We start from the raw sequence: 16,551 nt of genomic DNA, 5'->3' as shown, positions 1-16,551 counted from the left end.
AAAGATATGAACAAAAATGGCATATACTCATTAGCATTATTCCAAATAGGAAACTCACATGAATATCGAGAAACTATCACGCCTCGACCTTAATCTATTAGTTTGCTTGCAGGTGCTGATGGAAGAGCTGAGTGTCACTCGCACTGCGCATCGATTGTGCTTGAGTCAATCGGCTGTGAGTAAGTCGCTAGCCAAGCTTCGTGAACAATTTAATGACCCCCTTTTCACACGAAGTGCTCATGGCCTACGACCAACACCGAAAGCTGTTTTCCTTAAGCCTCGGTTAGAAACGTTGATCAACCAACTTGATGTTCTCACTCAGCCTGAGACATTCACTCCCAACAATAGCGACCACAGCTTTCACATTGCTGCCGTTGAGAGTGTGTACCCGCTGATTCTTCCGCACTTCTTACCGGCAATATTTCGACAAGCACCTAAGGTCAATATCAACACCCATGCTTGGACAGAACAAACCTTTAAGAAGCTGCAGCTTGGCGAACTAGATATCGGACTCACTGGCAAAGACATCGACATCAACGATGCGCGTTTAACTATGCTGCCGCCAGACGACATTTGCGAACAAGAGATCTACCGCGACGCACAGATGTGTGTGCTAAGACGCAACCACCCCGCTCTGAATGGTAAATGGGATCTGGAAACCTACCTTGCGCAGCGTCATGTACAAGTAAGGTGTGATGGTAACGACCGCTGGCTGCTCGACTACAAACTAGCTGATCTTGGCCATCAACGTGATATCGCTATTTCTGTTCCAGACTTCAATAGCGCTGCAAGCCTGTGTACTTACACCGATTTTGTGTTTACCGCACCAAGCCACTTTACTTACCTCGTCGCTAAGCAGCTCGACTTAGTGGTTGTTCCTTTGCCAATGGAATTCCCACCGATGGCATACACTTTGTTTTGGCACCGTGACAGAGAAAATGACCCAGCCTTAACTTGGTTGCGAGATATCATCAAAGAAAAAACTCTGCACCTTAGATAAAAATGGCGTACAGCGTTTGCAGCAAACGAACAAAAGCGCTAGCTTATTGACCTAATAAGTCCCCTCGCATGTATATCGACTGTGAGTGTTAACAAGGACCCTAACAACAAGGATAAACACAGATGCACAATATCACTGCTGAACGCGTTGCTGCGGTTCGAGCTTGGCTTGAAACAAACAACCTAGATGCCGTTATCATTCCACATGAAGACGAATATCTAGGTGAATACGTTCCCGCTCATAACGAGCGACTTCACTGGTTAACAGGTTTTACTGGCTCTGCAGGTGCCGCTGTTATCACTCGTGATACTGCTGCTATTTTTGTTGATGGTCGCTACACCGTTCAGGTTCGTAAGCAGGTACCAGCAGAGTTATTTGAGTATCGCCACCTTATTGAAGAACCGGCTTTAGATTGGATCATCAATTCATTGCCACAAGGTAGTAAGGTTGCATTCGACCCACGCATGCATACCGCTGATTGGTTGAAAGGCGCACAAGCAAAACTAACGGAGAAAGTTGAGCTAACAACGTTATCAGCAAACCCGATTGATGAGCTTTGGTCTGACCGTCCTGAGCCTGTTGTATCTGATGTTCGCCTAATGGCAACAGATGCCGTTGGTCAATCAAGTGAAAGCAAACGTGCGGAGATTGCTGGTTTACTAAAAGCAAAAGGTGCGGACGCCGCTATCCTTACCGAGCTAGACTCAATCTGTTGGTTGCTTAACATTCGTGGTTTAGACGTATCTCGCCTACCGGTTGTGTTATCTAATGCGATAATTCACGCCGATGAAAGTGTCGATTTCTTCCTAGACCCAGCACGCATCCCTGCAGGTTTTGAAGCACACGTTGGTAATGGCATTCGCGTTTCTCACCCATCAGAGCTTGAAGCGCGCCTTCAGTCTTTAGAAGGTAACAATGTGTCTGTCGATTCAGGCACGAGTAATGCTTGGTACACGCTGGTTCTGCAAAACGCTGGCGCTCACATCATTGAAGCAGCAGACCCATGCCTAATGCCAAAAGCTGCTAAAAACGCAACTGAAATTGCCGGCATGAAAGCGTGTCACATTCGAGATGGCGTCGCGATGGCGAAATTCCTGTCTTGGGTTGATGCAGAAGTCGCGCAAGGTAACCTACACAACGAAGCGGTATTAGCAGACAAAGTACAATCGTTCCGTGAGCAAGACCCAACGCTGATGGACTTAAGTTTTGACACAATTTCAGCTGCAGGTGGCAACGCTGCAATGTGTCACTACAACCATGAGAACCAACCTGAACCAGGTAAGCTAGAACTGAATACTCTGTACCTAGTCGACTCAGGCGGTCAGTACTTAGATGGTACAACCGACATCACTCGCACTATCGCGATTGGCCAACCAAGCGACGAAATGATCCAACAGTTCACATTAGCGCTTAAAGGTCACATCGGCATTGCACGTGCGCGTTTCCCACAAGGTACTCGTGGTTTTCAACTTGATATCCTAGCGCGTCAGCACTTATGGGCAGAAGGCTTCGATTACGATCATGGTACTGGTCACGGTGTTGGTCATTTCTTAAGTGTTCATGAAGGCCCACAAAGTATCTCTAAGAAGCTAATCGACGTGTCGCTTGTTGAAGGCATGGTGTTATCAAACGAGCCGGGTTACTACCGTGCTGATGAGTTTGGTATTCGAATCGAAAACCTAGAGCTCGTGGTTGAACTGCCAACTCAAGGTGATTTTTCAGTACTAACGTTTGAGTCGCTAACTCGTTGCCCTATCGATAAGCGCAACATCAATGTTGATTTGCTAACACGACCTGAACTGGCGTGGCTGAACGACTACCATCAGAAAGTATGGAACGATGTTAGCCCATTAGTTGAAGGTGATACGCTGGAATGGCTACGCCAATCAACTACACCATTAGCTCACGCATAATGCTTCGTTAAGCTATTAACCGAACCAAAACGAGCTTGCGAGGTTAATAAGTTAAATAGCAAATAGCAAAACGGCTACCCAAAGGTAGCCGTTTTTATTTGCCTGTATCATTACATCGATGTTTCACGTGGAACATCAACCAATATGTTGATTAACCAGAATAGGCACTGTGCCAGTCTCGCCACACTGGATCGAAACCTCGCTGTCGGATCATTGACTCAACATCAGCAGCACTTCTCTCGTCGCTTATCTCAAATTGTTCGAGCTCTTCTTCACCAGAAGCATAACCGCCAGGCTGGGTTTTAGAAGCCGCCGACATACTCGTGATACCCAATGGCAACACATTGTCGCGGAAGGTTGCAGACTCACGAGTAGATAGAGATAGCTCGACTTCAGGATTCAAGAGTCGATATGCGCAGATAAGCTGAACCAACTGTTTATCGTTCATGACTGATTTAGGCTGTAATCCTCCACTAGAGTCTCCACCCTCGCACGGGCGAAGACGTGGGAATGAAATCGAGTAACGTGTCTGCCAATAAGTACGCTCTAGGTAATCTAAATGAGCAGCAACAAAGAAGCAGTCGGTTCGCCAATCTTCCAAACCAATCAAGGCACCAATCCCTATCTTATCGATCCCCGCCTTTGCCAAGCGATCGGGGGTTTCAAGGCGATATTCAAAGTCCATTTTATTACCGCGTAAGTGATGCTCAGCGTAGGTTCGTGGCTGATAAGTCTCCTGATAAACCATCACCGCATCTAAACCGAGAGTTTTAAGCTCGGCGTAATCATGTTGATCAAGCGGCTGCACTTCCATCGCAAGGTAGTTAAATTGCTTTTTGATATTCGGCAACACCTGTCGAAAGTAATTCATCCCGACCTTAGTTTCGTGTTCACCGGTGACCAACAAAACGCTATCGAACTTCATCTTTTTGATAGCCGCACTTTCGGCATCAATTTCATCCAAAGTAAGCGTGCGGCGCTTGATACGGTTCTCCATTGAGAAACCACAATACGTGCACGCGTTAGCGCACAGGTTAGATAGGTATAAGGGAATATAAAGCGACATCGTATTGCCAAACCGCTTGCGAGTTAGCGCCAACGATTGTTGTGCCATCTGCTCTAAGTAAGGTTCTGCCGCCGGAGAGATCAGAGCCTTAAAGTCTTCTAAGTCACGTTTGGGTTTACTCAGAGCACGTTCAACATCCGCTGCCGTTTTACTGAAGATAGACATACCAATGTCATCCCAGTTGAGCTGTTTAAATCGATCAACAAACGTCATAGCAATACTACTCGTCTAGGAATGAAGTTAACGGGCTCGAAGCAACCGCGTGAGATACTTTTCCTGCAAGTCCAGCAAGGTAAGCCATTCGACCCGCCTCAACCGCCAACTTAAAAGCAATCGCCATATCAACAGGCTGTTGCGACGCAGCTATAGCCGTATTCACTAACACAGCGTCTGCGCCCATTTCCATTGCACGAGCAGCATGAGATGGCGCACCAATGCCCGCATCAACAATCACAGGGACATTCGCTTGGTCGATGATGATCTCTAAGAAATCTGCAGACGCAATACCCTTATTTGAACCAATCGGCGCACCTAACGGCATAACCGCAGCACAACCCACCTCTTCCAAGCGTTTACACAATACTGGGTCGGCATGGCAGTAAGGCAACACAACAAAGCCATCTTTAACCAGTTGCTCAGCAGCTTTAAGCGTTTCAATTGGGTCCGGCATCAAGTACTTTGGATCTGGGTGAATTTCTAGTTTAAGCCAGTTTGTACCCAGTGCTTCACGAGCCAAATGCGCAGCAAAGATGGCGTCTTTTGCATTCTTAGCACCTGATGTATTCGGTAGTAAGTTCACGCCAGCATCAATGATGGGTTGTAAAATGTCGTCTTGCTCAGAGCGAATATCAACCCTCTTCAGCGCCATGGTTGCCAATTGCGAACCTGAAGCCTCAATAGCACTCGCCATCAATTGCTTATTGGCGAACTTACCCGTTCCAGTGAACAGACGTGATTGAAACGTTTTATCTGCGATGGTTAACATGGTTAGCCCCCTGCAATAGCTTGGAAAAGAGATATAGCGTCGCCTTCATTAACGACCGTTTGTTGCCACTGGCTACGCGGGACAACCGCATTATTGATAGCAAATACACAACCTAGATCGGGTAATGCTAGAACTTGGATAATGTCCGCTAGAGACGATGAGTGTGCTACTTGTTCTGATTGTTCGTTTATCGAGATCGTTATATGGCTCATTGGATTTCTTCTTCTAAATGCTTAACTACAGACGCACTGCACACAGGACATTCACTATCTTGAGTGACCATAAGGTTTTGCCAATTCATCGTCTGGCCATCGAACAGTTTGAGTTGGTGTGTTGCGACCTGAAACTCACCACGAGTTAGACGTTGAATAGCAGCCAAAGCTTGAAGGTTACCTATGGTGCCAACAACTGGGCCGATGATGCCGCTATCGCTACAACGAGTCGTTTGTGGATGATGTCTGAACGGGAACAAACAGTGATAGCACCCTTTCTGATTCTGATAATCAAATACAATAAACTGGCCTTTCCAGCCAATTGCAGAACCAGAAATCAAAGGGGTCTTCGCGCTGAAACATGCTTGGTTAACCTGCTGGCGTGACTCGAAGTTGTCAGTACAATCCAACACTAAGTCAGCTAGCATCACTTCAAGCTCAAGCTGACTTTCACTCATTCGTTGATTGATGGTTCTTACTTGGCTGCGACCATTGAGCTCACTCAGTTGTTGCTTCAACGCTTCAACCTTAGGCGAACCTAACTGATTTTCCCGGAACGCGACCTGTCGTTGCAGGTTCGATGAATCGACACAATCATCATCGACCAGCACGATCTTTCCAACACCAGAAGCCGCAAGGTAAAGAGCCGCAGCATTACCTAAGCCACCACAACCGATGATCAACACATGACTATTTAGTAGGTTGCGTTGCCCTTGCTCACCCACTTCAGGTAACGCAATTTGTCGTTGATAACGAATGAATTCAAAGTCACTCAACATAGCTAGGCTCCTGTATAACCTCTTCCTTGATAGTTGGAGATTTAGGTACCATCAGTTTTTCGAAAAATTCGATCACTTTCTGTGGGTCTTCCGCCAATGTAATCGCACGTACCACCGCCAAACTCGATACCTCACACTCCCACACCTGCTCAGCTGTCGATTGGTCAATACCGCCAATAGCAACCGTCGGATAACCGATAAGTTGTTCTGTGTATGGGATAGTATCAATCAGCTGTTGATACAGAGATAAACGAACTAAACCCTGAGGTTTCGATGGCATCTGTTTAGTTGTTGTTGGGAAGATATGCCCTAGCGCAATATAGCTTGGGTTGATTTGAACAATGCGTAGCAACTCGTAATAGCCATGAGTCGAGAGACCGATCTTAATACCTGCTTGGCTCAACTGTGAGAGGTTTGATTCTTCAATATCCTCTTGCCCCAAATGAACACCAAACGCGTCATGCTTGAGTGCAAGCTGCCAATAATCATTGATAAAAACCTGAGCGTTATGCTCTCGACCAAGCTCGATTGATCGCGCAACTTGTTGTTCTAAGTCCTCTTGCTGCGGGTTTTTAATACGTAGTTGAACAGTGTTGATTCCAAGCTTGAGCAACCTTTCGATCCACTCAACATCATCAACTACTGGGTATAAACCGAGGCTACTCTTACTCAATTCAGGAAAAGAAAGAGATGTCCCTTGGTTAGTCCAACCAACGCTTATGTCCAATCGTTGATCTTCAAGAACAGGGATAGGAAAGTCTTGATAATGTGCTGGCCATGTTCCACGTGAAACATTCGATGCAGCGCGAGCTAAAACTAGTGCGTCTTCTAATGGGAATTCCAGCGCCAACAAAGTAAGCAACCAAGCAAAATGACCACGACTATCTAATTCTTGATGAGCTGTAGTTTCACTCTTGATGACACGATTAGCATCTAGGTGAGACCAGATATCCATTACAGATGAATCATCTGAGACACCAATATAGATAGTGTTTGGATATTGTGTAAAGGCGCCACAAACGTCAGTTAGTGCAACTGAATTACTGTAATCAACAACATGGTTCAGTTCCGCTAACTTACACTCCGCTAATGAATCAAGATCATGAGCAAAGCCGATAGATAACGTCTGCTGAATATCAACAACAGAGAAGTATTGAGTTGGGCTTACACCCAACTCAACTGCACCGGTTGCCAAGCCTTGTCGCTTAGCAACCAATAGACAGTTTTGAACCTCCCCCGTTAACTCGATGTCTTGAGATGGGATGAGAATCTTCACTGTCATTATTCCTCTAATTGAGCTTCTTTTACGCCCACAGCTGGGTGGTAAAGTTCAGAGCCAGTATCACGGAACTCTTGTGATTTCTGACGCATCCCTTCCAACGGGTTATCCAACATCTTAATTTCAATAGCCTGATCAGCAGCCACTTGTTCGGTATCTTTCGCATACTCTCGGACTTCCTGAGAGATCTTCATCGAGCAGAATTTAGGTCCACACATTGAGCAGAAGTGAGCAACCTTACCGGATTCTTGTGGCAGAGTTTCATCATGGAATGAACGCGCGGTTTCAGGATCTAAAGCTAGATTGAATTGGTCTTCCCAACGGAATTCAAAACGTGCCTTTGAGAGTGCATTATCTCGAATTTGTGCGCCCGGGTGTCCTTTAGCAAGATCCGCTGCGTGTGCTGCTAGCTTGTATGTAATCAGGCCAGTCTTCACATCTTCTTTATTTGGTAAGCCTAGGTGCTCTTTAGGTGTGACATAACAGAGCATTGCACAGCCGTACCAACCAATCATGGCCGCGCCAATACCAGAGGTAATATGGTCATAACCAGGGGCAATATCAGTAGTCAATGGACCTAAAGTATAGAAAGGTGCTTCATGGCAGTGCTCTAACTGCTCGTCCATATTCTCTTTAATTAAGTGCATTGGCACATGTCCAGGGCCTTCAATGATCACCTGCACGTCGTATTCCCAAGCAACCTTAGTTAACTCACCTAGAGTACGTAACTCCGAGAATTGAGCCTCATCATTGGCATCAGCAATCGAACCCGGGCGTAGACCATCACCCAATGACAGAGCTACATCGTACTTCGCACAGATCTCACAGATCTCACGGAAGTGGGTATAAAGGAAACTTTCTTGGTGATGAGCAAGGCACCACTTCGCAATGATGGAGCCGCCACGAGAGACAATACCAGTCACACGCTTAGCGGTCATTGGTACGTAACGAAGCAGTAAGCCTGCGTGGATAGTGAAGTAATCAACACCCTGCTCTGCTTGCTCGATCAAAGTATCACGCATTACTTCCCAGTTAAGGTCTTCCGCAACGCCGTTCACTTTTTCAAGCGCTTGATACATAGGAACCGTACCAATTGGCACCGGACTATTACGCAAGATCCATTCGCGAGTCTCGTGGATATTGCGGCCGGTGGAAAGGTCCATCACGGTATCGCCACCCCAACGAGTTGACCATACTAATTTCTCAACTTCTTCTTCAATCGAAGAGCTTACTGAAGAGTTACCGATATTGGCGTTCACCTTCACTAAGAAGTTTCGGCCGATAATCATCGGTTCTGATTCTGGATGGTTGATGTTTGAAGGAATAATAGCTCGGCCTTCAGCAACCTCTTTACGTACGAACTCAGGGGTAATTTCTTTAGGTAGGTTGGCGCCAAAGTTATGGCCAGGGTGTTGATGGTTCAGCTGCTCATCAGCAAACTTCTGGCGTCCCATGTTCTCACGTATCGCAATGTACTCCATCTCAGGAGTGATAATCCCCTGACGAGCATAATGCAGCTGAGTAACACATTGACCGCCAGTCGCGCGACGAATTCTAGGTAGATTGCCGTAACGAAGGTCGTCTAGAGTTTCATCTTCTAAACGCTCTTTAGTGTAAACAGAGCTTACATCATCTAACAGTTCCGTATCACCACGCTCATCAATCCATTGCTCACGCAACTTAGGAAGGCCGCTATACAGGTCTATTTGATGTGTAGGGTCAGTGTAAACACCTGAGGTATCGTAAACTTGAATGGGTACATTAGGTTCGAATACAGGCTCTTTTTTGGTACCACCAACAAGGCTATCAGCGAGTGATATTTCTCGTACAGGGACTTGAATGTCCTCGCGAGATCCTTGGATATAAGCTTTTTTTGAATTTGGATAAGGTTGTACGGATAAAGAATCAATGAAATTCTTCGCTTCCAGTCTTGCTTGTTTACGACTCGACATAGCATTTTTCCTTGGCTTTTAGCCATTATTTATAGGGATAAAAATGCTTGACGGATTAGATGCTACAAGAGGGATCACAGCAAGAAAATGCAGTTGTGATCTGGAGATAGATCTCTAGAAGGATTCTAGTTAGATATCTACTCTTGTTCCCTTCGCAGGTATTAGCCTGATCAGGTTCAACGGATCCCGAGTTAACGGTCTCAGCCATATGGCACTCCGACAAGTATTACCGAGTATATAAAAACGGCTTGGATAAACCAAGCCGAGTTGTTAACAAACCGTAAGAAAGTTTTAAGACTTTATCAGAAGTTGGAAACCGATCCATGCTGCAGAGATGCTGAGAACCACGTTGAGTAGCACATTGAGTCCCATCTTAAAGAAAGCACCCTGCTGCATAAGAAGCACGTTATCCATCGAAAATGTAGAAAATGTAGTCAATGCTCCAAGGAAACCAAGACCGATGATCTGTCTCCATGGTTCTGTCGCAACCATCTCATTCTCAAACGCTGCGATGAGTAATCCCATAATTAAAGAGCCAATCACGTTAACAGTCAGCGTACCATAAGGAAAGCCACGCCCTAGCATCACTACACATAACTCTGAAATCAAATAGCGCGAACAAGCACCAAATGCGCCACCAATGGCAATAAAACCTAAAATAGATAACTGACCCATGAATCCTCCCAAACAATAGTCCCTATATTCTAGCTTTACCGCCGATAAAAGCGAGGGTAGAAACTAAGAATGCATGCGCAAATATTAAACGTTACAGGTGTCACTTAACTTCGATATATCCCATTAAACCCGTTTTCATGTGTTCTATAACATGACAGTGATACATCCAACGTCCTGGGTTGTCTGCAACAAATGCCGCTTTAGCTCGGCCGTTTCTTCCAAGTAGCACTGTATCGGTATGGAAAGGTTCTTCAATTTTTTTACCATCAAGTTCCAATACAGTGAATGTATGACCGTGAATATGAATCGGGTGATGATACTGAGTGACGTTCTTAAGATCGAATATGTAAGTCTTACCTAAATCTAAAGTCGCCAACGGTTCAGGGATACTGTCTTTGCTCATCCCCTCCCATGCTCTTTTATTAGTAAGCCAAAATTTAGGCATCGACTTCCCATCTTTAGATACTGGTGATACCGCGCCTTCCCACTCGAACACAAAATCGATCTCTTCAGCATTAGCAAGATCTAGGTTAGGTACTGGATTCAATGGTAATAATGGCAACACTCGCTTTTGAGTAAATGCTGAATCTACGACTTCAAATTCACACAAAGAAAATGGGAAACGTCCCTTCATTTGGAGAACGTTAACTCGCTCACCAGTTTTAGGAGCGATCAGTCCAATATCCACGCGCATCCCTGGGCCGATTTTATGTTGAGTCAGTTTGTAAGGCTTTTTCACAGGGTTACCATCGATGGCAATCACCCATGCCTCAGCCCCTTCGATAGCAATAGGATAAGTGATCGTATTATCGACATTAGCAATACGCAGTCTAGTCGCTGCATACTGCTTCAACTGGTATACAGGTTCATGAACTCCATTAACGCTACTCCACTCACCAGGAGTGCCCATACGAGCACTGAGTCGGGGAATCATTAAGTCTTTCCATTGACCCTTTTGATCGATATGCCAATGCTTCAGCATCAATGCATGTTCTTCGTCAAACTGCACTGGAGTACTTTCTTCTACGATAATTAGCCCAACCAAACCCATACCAAGTTGTTTAACGCTATTCATATGTGGGTGATACCAAAATGTGCCAGCATCTGGCGGCGTAAACTCATAAATGAATGTTTCACCTGGCATGATCGGTGGCTGACTTAAGAAGGGAACTCCATCCATTTCGATAGGAATTCTTAAACCATGCCAATGGATAGTCGTCGGTTCTGATAACTTATTCGTAAAACGAATTGTGACCTTTTCATCCTGTCGACATCGAATCGTCGGAGCCGGAATCTGACCATTAAAGGCTAAAACATTGGTGTCAAATCCCGCGACTAACTCAGCCATTGAAGGTTCAGCAGTTAAGTCATAAACATACTTTCCTTGTTCATCAACAGACCGCTTCATTGAACAAGCAGGTAGGACTGTTAGTGCAGATATAGCGAGGGATGATTGAATAAACTTACGACGGGAAATATCCATATTTGTTGCCTTTTAGTAATAACGACCAAAATGTAACAAAATATTGAGAATAATTCTCATAAAGAAGTGGGGATTGTGCTGTTGATTGTTTATAAAAGAGGCTGGGATAAGTGAGTACTTACCTTTTTAAGGTCAAATATCATCCAAAGTAACAAATAATCGTTGAAATATCCCAAATATAGAAAGCCCAAAGACCTCCCTCTTCGACTAGCTATTCAGATATTAAGGAAGCGTTATAGTTCTAATATCAGCATATCTAAATTAGAAGAATTAAGTGAAACCATTAATAAGTAGAAGCTAGTAATACCAATTAAAGTAAAAATATGATCTAATTAAGGCCGTCGAACTCTTACAGAAAATCGCCATGGATAGCCTTAATAATACTGATTTTAAAAAGCTAGCAAGCCAACAAAAAACCATTCAAATGAAGGTTCGCTTGCTAGCACTTGCCCACTTCAAAGAAGGTCACTCGCGCACTCAAATTGCCAAATACCTTAAAGTCAGTCGAACTAGTGTAAACAAATGGGTTCAAGTATTTCTTGAAGAAGGATTGGAAGGGCTTCAAGAAAAACCTCGCACAGGCAGACCTGCATACCTCAATGCAGAACAACGAAAACAACTCAGTGCATTCATTAAGAAAGAAGCAGAGTCCCCTTCAGGCGGGCGCCTTGTCGGGAGCGATATACATGACTACATCGTGAAAAACTTTGATAAATACTACCACCCTAATTCTATCTATTATCTCCTCGACCACATGGGCTTCTCTTGGATAACTTCTCGCTCCAAACACCCTAAACAATCACAGCAAATCCAAGACGATTTTAAAAAAATTCAAAATAGAAACGATCCTTAAGATCCCCGGCCATATTGGGCTAGAGAGTGTTGATGTCTGGTTTCAAGACGAAGCTAGGTTTGGCCAACAGAACACAACGACACGTCTTTGGGCGACTCGTGGAACGAGGCCTCGCGTGGTAAAACAACAGCAATTTGAATACGCTTATTTGTTTGGTTCGGTATGCCCTGAAAGAGGAATTGGCGAAGCCATAGTGGTTCCTTGGGTTAACAAGGACATAATGACAAATCACTTAGAGCAGATATCTAAAGCTACTGAAAAAGGACGTCATGCTGTCGTTATAATGGATGGTGCAGGCTGGCATACCGATGATATTGCGAGAGAGTTTAATAACGTCAGTACTATTAAGCTTCCTCCCTACTCGCCAGAGCTTAACCCTATAGAGCAAGTTTGGAGTTGGTTGCGACAACATTATCTAGCGAATCAAAGTTTCACTGATTATAACGACATTGTTTCCAAGGTTTGTCGCGCTTGGAATGAATTTCTTGAGTGCAAAGATCGTGTCACAAAAATGAGCAGAAGGGATTGGATAAACCTGATCAGTTAATTTTCCGGATTGGTATAAGTCGGGGAATCCGCTGCTCTGCTAATCGTGTACATTAGATTCAGAAAGCAAAAAGGCTCTAGCATTTCTGCTAGAGCCTTAAATATGGCAGGGGTGGAGAGATTCGAACTCCCAACACGCGGATTTGGAATCCGCTGCTCTGCCAATTGGAGCTACACCCCTAAAACTTTTTACTACTTCAGATTCGAAAAAACCTCGCACTAGGCGAGGTTATCGAATAAGTGGCGGAGTGGACGGGACTCGAACCCGCGACCCCCGGCGTGACAGGCCGGTATTCTAACCAACTGAACTACCACTCCGCAGTGGTCAACTCACTAAGTGAGCGTCCATATCTCCAGGTCGGTCAACCTAAAGATTTAATTTAAAGCCTGGCGATGTCCTACTCTCACATGGGGAAGCCCCACACTACCATCGGCGCTATTGTGTTTCACTTCTGAGTTCGGCATGGAATCAGGTGGGTCCACAATGCTATGGTCGCCAAGCAAATTTTAAAATTCGGAAAGCTTATTTAAAAGTATTTCTCTTCAAACGCATTCAAGGTCTGGTCTTTCTATTGAGTCCACAAAACCCCTTGGGTGTTGTATGGTTAAGCCTCACGGGCAATTAGTACAGGTTAGCTCAATGCCTCGCAGCACTTACACACCCTGCCTATCAACGTCGTAGTCTACGACAACCCTTTAGGACACTTATAGTGCCAGGGAAAACTCATCTCAAGGCTCGCTTCCCGCTTAGATGCTTTCAGCGGTTATCGATTCCGAACTTAGCTACCGGGCAATGCCATTGGCATGACAACCCGAACACCAGAGGTTCGTCCACTCCGGTCCTCTCGTACTAGGAGCAGCCCCTTTCAATTTTCCAACGCCCACGGCAGATAGGGACCGAACTGTCTCACGACGTTCTAAACCCAGCTCGCGTACCACTTTAAATGGCGAACAGCCATACCCTTGGGACCGACTTCAGCCCCAGGATGTGATGAGCCGACATCGAGGTGCCAAACACCGCCGTCGATATGAACTCTTGGGCGGTATCAGCCTGTTATCCCCGGAGTACCTTTTATCCGTTGAGCGATGGCCCTTCCATTCAGAACCACCGGATCACTATGACCTGCTTTCGCACCTGCTCGAATTGTCATTCTCGCAGTCAAGCGGGCTTATGCCATTGCACTAACCACACGATGTCCAACCGTGTTTAGCCCACCTTCGTGCTCCTCCGTTACTCTTTGGGAGGAGACCGCCCCAGTCAAACTACCCACCAGGCACTGTCCGTAATCCCGATTCAGGGACCAACGTTAGAACATCAAAACTACAAGGGTGGTATTTCAAGGACGACTCCACCACATCTAGCGACGCGGTTTCATAGTCTCCCACCTATCCTACACATGTAGGTTCAATGTTCAGTGCCAAGCTGTAGTAAAGGTTCACGGGGTCTTTCCGTCTAGCCGCGGGTACACTGCATCTTCACAGCGATTTCAATTTCACTGAGTCTCGGGTGGAGACAGCGTGGCCATCATTACGCCATTCGTGCAGGTCGGAACTTACCCGACAAGGAATTTCGCTACCTTAGGACCGTTATAGTTACGGCCGCCGTTTACCGGGGCTTCGATCAAGAGCTTCGACCGAAGTCTAACCCCATCAATTAACCTTCCGGCACCGGGCAGGCGTCACACCGTATACGTCATCTTACGATTTTGCACAGTGCTGTGTTTTTAATAAACAGTTGCAGCCACCTGGTATCTGCGACTCTCGTCTGCTCCATCCGCAAGGGACTTCACTGATAAGAGCGTACCTTCTCCCGAAGTTACGGTACCATTTTGCCTAGTTCCTTCACCCGAGTTCTCTCAAGCGCCTTGGTATTCTCTACCCGACCACCTGTGTCGGTTTGGGGTACGATTCCTTACAATCTGAAGCTTAGAGGCTTTTCCTGGAAGCATGGCATCAATGACTTCACTACCGTAGTAGCTCGACATCGTATCTCAGCGTTAATGAAAGTCCGGATTTACCTAAACTTTCCGCCTACGTACTTGAACCTGGACAACCGTCGCCAGGCCCACCTAGCCTTCTCCGTCCCCCCATCGCAATTGTAAGAAGTACGGGAATATTAACCCGTTTCCCATCGACTACGCCTTTCGGCCTCGCCTTAGGAGTCGACTTACCCTGCCCCGATTAACGTTGGACAGGAACCCTTGGTCTTCCGGCGAGGGAGTTTTTCACTCCCTTTATCGTTACTCATGTCAGCATTCGCACTTCTGATACCTCCAGCAGCCCTTACAGACCACCTTCAACGGCTTACAGAACGCTCCCCTACCCCACATACCCTAAGGTACGTAGCCGCAGCTTCGGTGTATAGCTTAGCCCCGTTACATCTTCCGCGCAGGCCGACTCGACCAGTGAGCTATTACGCTTTCTTTAAATGATGGCTGCTTCTAAGCCAACATCCTGGCTGTCTGAGCCTTCCCACATCGTTTCCCACTTAGCTATACTTTGGGACCTTAGCTGGCGGTCTGGGTTGTTTCCCTCTCCACGACGGACGTTAGCACCCGCCGTGTGTCTCCCGGATAGTACTTACTGGTATTCGGAGTTTGCAAAGGGTTGGTAAGTCGGGATGACCCCCTAGCCTTAACAGTGCTCTACCCCCAGTAGTATTCGTCCGAGGCGCTACCTAAATAGCTTTCGGGGAGAACCAGCTATCTCCAGGTTTGATTGGCCTTTCACCCCTAGCCACAAGTCATCCGCTAATTTTTCAACATTAGTCGGTTCGGTCCTCCAGTTGATGTTACTCAACCTTCAACCTGCCCATGGCTAGATCACCTGGTTTCGGGTCTAATCCTAGCAACTGTACGCCCAGTTAAGACTCGGTTTCCCTACGGCTCCCCTAAACGGTTAACCTTGCTACTAAAATTAAGTCGCTGACCCATTATACAAAAGGTACGCAGTCACACCACGAAGGTGCTCCTACTGCTTGTACGTACACGGTTTCAGGTTCTATTTCACTCCCCTCACAGGGGTTCTTTTCGCCTTTCCCTCACGGTACTGGTTCACTATCGGTCAGTCAGTAGTATTTAGCCTTGGAGGATGGTCCCCCCATATTCAGACAGGATATCACGTGTCCCGCCCTACTCGTTTTCACTGATTATGAGATGTCGATTACGGGGCTATCACCCTTTATTGCGGCACTTTCCAGAGCCTTCATCTGTCTCATTAAAAGCTTAAGGGCTAATCCAATTTCGCTCGCCGCTACTTTCGGAATCTCGGTTGATTTCTCTTCCTCGGGGTACTTAGATGTTTCAGTTCCCCCGGTTTGCCTCCTGTTGCTATGTATTCACAACAGGATACGTGCTTATGCACGTGGGTTTCCCCATTCAGAAATCCCAGACTCAAAAGGTTATTACTACCTAATCTGGGCTTATCGCAAGTTATTACGTCTTTCATCGCCTCTGACTGCCAAGGCATCCACCGTGTACGCTTAGTCACTTAACCATACAACCCGAAAGGGTCTTAGTGTATGGCAACTAACCAAGGTTTTTGGTTGTCATCAAGAAGGGTTAATTCTTGATAACTGTTTGCCGGACTCAATTGTGAATCAAACTAAGTTTGATTCGAATACAAGACACTTGAATGTGTTTGTTGTGTTTATCTAATGAAAGATAAACATTGAGAACTTTTAAATTTGATTGAATTACTCGTAAGTAAATCAATCAGTCAGCTTTCCAAATTGTTAAAGAGCATGAGACTTTAAGAACCAGTGTTCTAAAATTCACATTTTCTAAAGACTCTCAGGGTCAAACACACC

Annotated in this window: 11 protein-coding genes, 2 tRNA genes, 2 rRNA genes and 1 riboswitch; of the genes, 3 read left to right on the top strand and 12 right to left on the bottom strand. The window is 45.8% G+C overall.

The annotated features are described in order from the left end of the window. Window positions 1-58 precede the first annotated feature (58 nt). Together OCV44_RS00190 and OCV44_RS00185 are read left to right on the top strand one after the other, a co-directional pair. Window positions 59-1,000 (top strand): LysR substrate-binding domain-containing protein, encoded by a 942-nt coding sequence (locus OCV44_RS00190; protein ID WP_139685942.1) that lies wholly within the window; start codon window positions 59-61, stop codon window positions 998-1,000. A gap of 122 nt (window positions 1,001-1,122) precedes the next feature. Further along, on the top strand, window positions 1,123-2,913 hold the full coding sequence (locus OCV44_RS00185; RefSeq protein ID WP_139685943.1) for an aminopeptidase P family protein: 1,791 nt from the start codon (window positions 1,123-1,125) through the stop codon (window positions 2,911-2,913). A gap of 151 nt (window positions 2,914-3,064) precedes the next feature. On the opposite strand, the gene thiH is transcribed toward OCV44_RS00185, so the two are convergent. The 8 genes from thiH to OCV44_RS00145 all read right to left on the bottom strand — a co-directional run bounded on the left by thiH (window position 3,065) and on the right by OCV44_RS00145 (window position 11,344). Further along, window positions 3,065-4,192 (bottom strand): 2-iminoacetate synthase ThiH, encoded by a 1,128-nt coding sequence (thiH, locus tag OCV44_RS00180; protein ID WP_102267380.1) that lies wholly within the window; start codon window positions 4,190-4,192, stop codon window positions 3,065-3,067. A 7-nt stretch (window positions 4,193-4,199) separates the two neighbouring features. Beyond that, a complete protein-coding gene (locus OCV44_RS00175; protein WP_102514669.1) occupies window positions 4,200-4,964 on the bottom strand; it encodes a thiazole synthase in 765 nt (254 codons plus the stop codon). Window positions 4,965-4,966: 2 nt separating this feature from the next. Then, the gene (gene thiS / locus OCV44_RS00170) at window positions 4,967-5,176 is read right to left on the bottom strand and encodes a sulfur carrier protein ThiS (RefSeq protein WP_010440653.1); all 210 of its coding nucleotides are present in this window, start codon (window positions 5,174-5,176) and stop codon (window positions 4,967-4,969) included. Next, window positions 5,173-5,955 (bottom strand): HesA/MoeB/ThiF family protein, encoded by a 783-nt coding sequence (locus OCV44_RS00165; protein WP_139685944.1) that lies wholly within the window; start codon window positions 5,953-5,955, stop codon window positions 5,173-5,175. Before OCV44_RS00165 ends, thiS begins: the two co-directional genes overlap by 4 nt. Continuing rightward, window positions 5,945-7,237 carry a thiamine phosphate synthase gene (locus OCV44_RS00160; RefSeq protein ID WP_139685945.1) on the bottom strand — a complete coding sequence of 431 codons (1,293 nt, stop codon included), beginning with the start codon at window positions 7,235-7,237 and terminating at the stop codon, window positions 5,945-5,947. The genes OCV44_RS00165 and OCV44_RS00160 overlap by 11 nt, the downstream gene beginning before the upstream one ends. Continuing rightward, a complete protein-coding gene (gene thiC, locus OCV44_RS00155; protein ID WP_139685946.1) occupies window positions 7,237-9,186 on the bottom strand; it encodes a phosphomethylpyrimidine synthase ThiC in 1,950 nt (649 codons plus the stop codon). The genes OCV44_RS00160 and thiC overlap by 1 nt, the downstream gene beginning before the upstream one ends. A gap of 130 nt (window positions 9,187-9,316) precedes the next feature. Further along, window positions 9,317-9,415: riboswitch (TPP riboswitch) on the bottom strand. A 62-nt stretch (window positions 9,416-9,477) separates the two neighbouring features. After that, the gene (crcB, locus tag OCV44_RS00150) at window positions 9,478-9,861 is read right to left on the bottom strand and encodes a fluoride efflux transporter CrcB (protein ID WP_004736665.1); all 384 of its coding nucleotides are present in this window, start codon (window positions 9,859-9,861) and stop codon (window positions 9,478-9,480) included. A gap of 100 nt (window positions 9,862-9,961) precedes the next feature. Next, a complete protein-coding gene (locus tag OCV44_RS00145; protein WP_139685947.1) occupies window positions 9,962-11,344 on the bottom strand; it encodes a multicopper oxidase family protein in 1,383 nt (460 codons plus the stop codon). 364 nt (window positions 11,345-11,708) lie between these two features. Between OCV44_RS00145 and OCV44_RS00140 the strand changes: the two genes are divergently transcribed. Then, a protein-coding gene (locus tag OCV44_RS00140; protein ID WP_157665725.1) for an IS630 family transposase occupies window positions 11,709-12,744 on the top strand; the annotation gives its coding sequence in 2 pieces (ribosomal slippage) (window positions 11,709-12,167 and window positions 12,169-12,744; 1,035 coding nt in all). 103 nt (window positions 12,745-12,847) lie between these two features. On the opposite strand, the gene OCV44_RS00135 is transcribed toward OCV44_RS00140, so the two are convergent. From OCV44_RS00135 to OCV44_RS00120, 4 genes are all read right to left on the bottom strand, one after another. Next, window positions 12,848-12,924, bottom strand: a tRNA-Trp gene (locus tag OCV44_RS00135). Between the two features lie 60 nt (window positions 12,925-12,984). Then, window positions 12,985-13,061: transfer RNA gene (locus tag OCV44_RS00130), tRNA-Asp, on the bottom strand. Between the two features lie 67 nt (window positions 13,062-13,128). Then, window positions 13,129-13,244, bottom strand: a 5S ribosomal RNA gene (gene rrf / locus OCV44_RS00125). A 100-nt stretch (window positions 13,245-13,344) separates the two neighbouring features. Continuing rightward, window positions 13,345-16,238, bottom strand: a 23S ribosomal RNA gene (locus OCV44_RS00120). Between the last annotated feature and the right edge of the window lie 313 nt (window positions 16,239-16,551).

It is taken from the genome of Vibrio tasmaniensis (assembly GCF_024347635.1).
Classification (GTDB): Bacteria; Pseudomonadota; Gammaproteobacteria; order Enterobacterales; family Vibrionaceae; genus Vibrio; species Vibrio tasmaniensis.
Note: the sequence above shows the minus strand (reverse complement) of the source record. Positions and strands in the feature narration are given on the sequence as shown.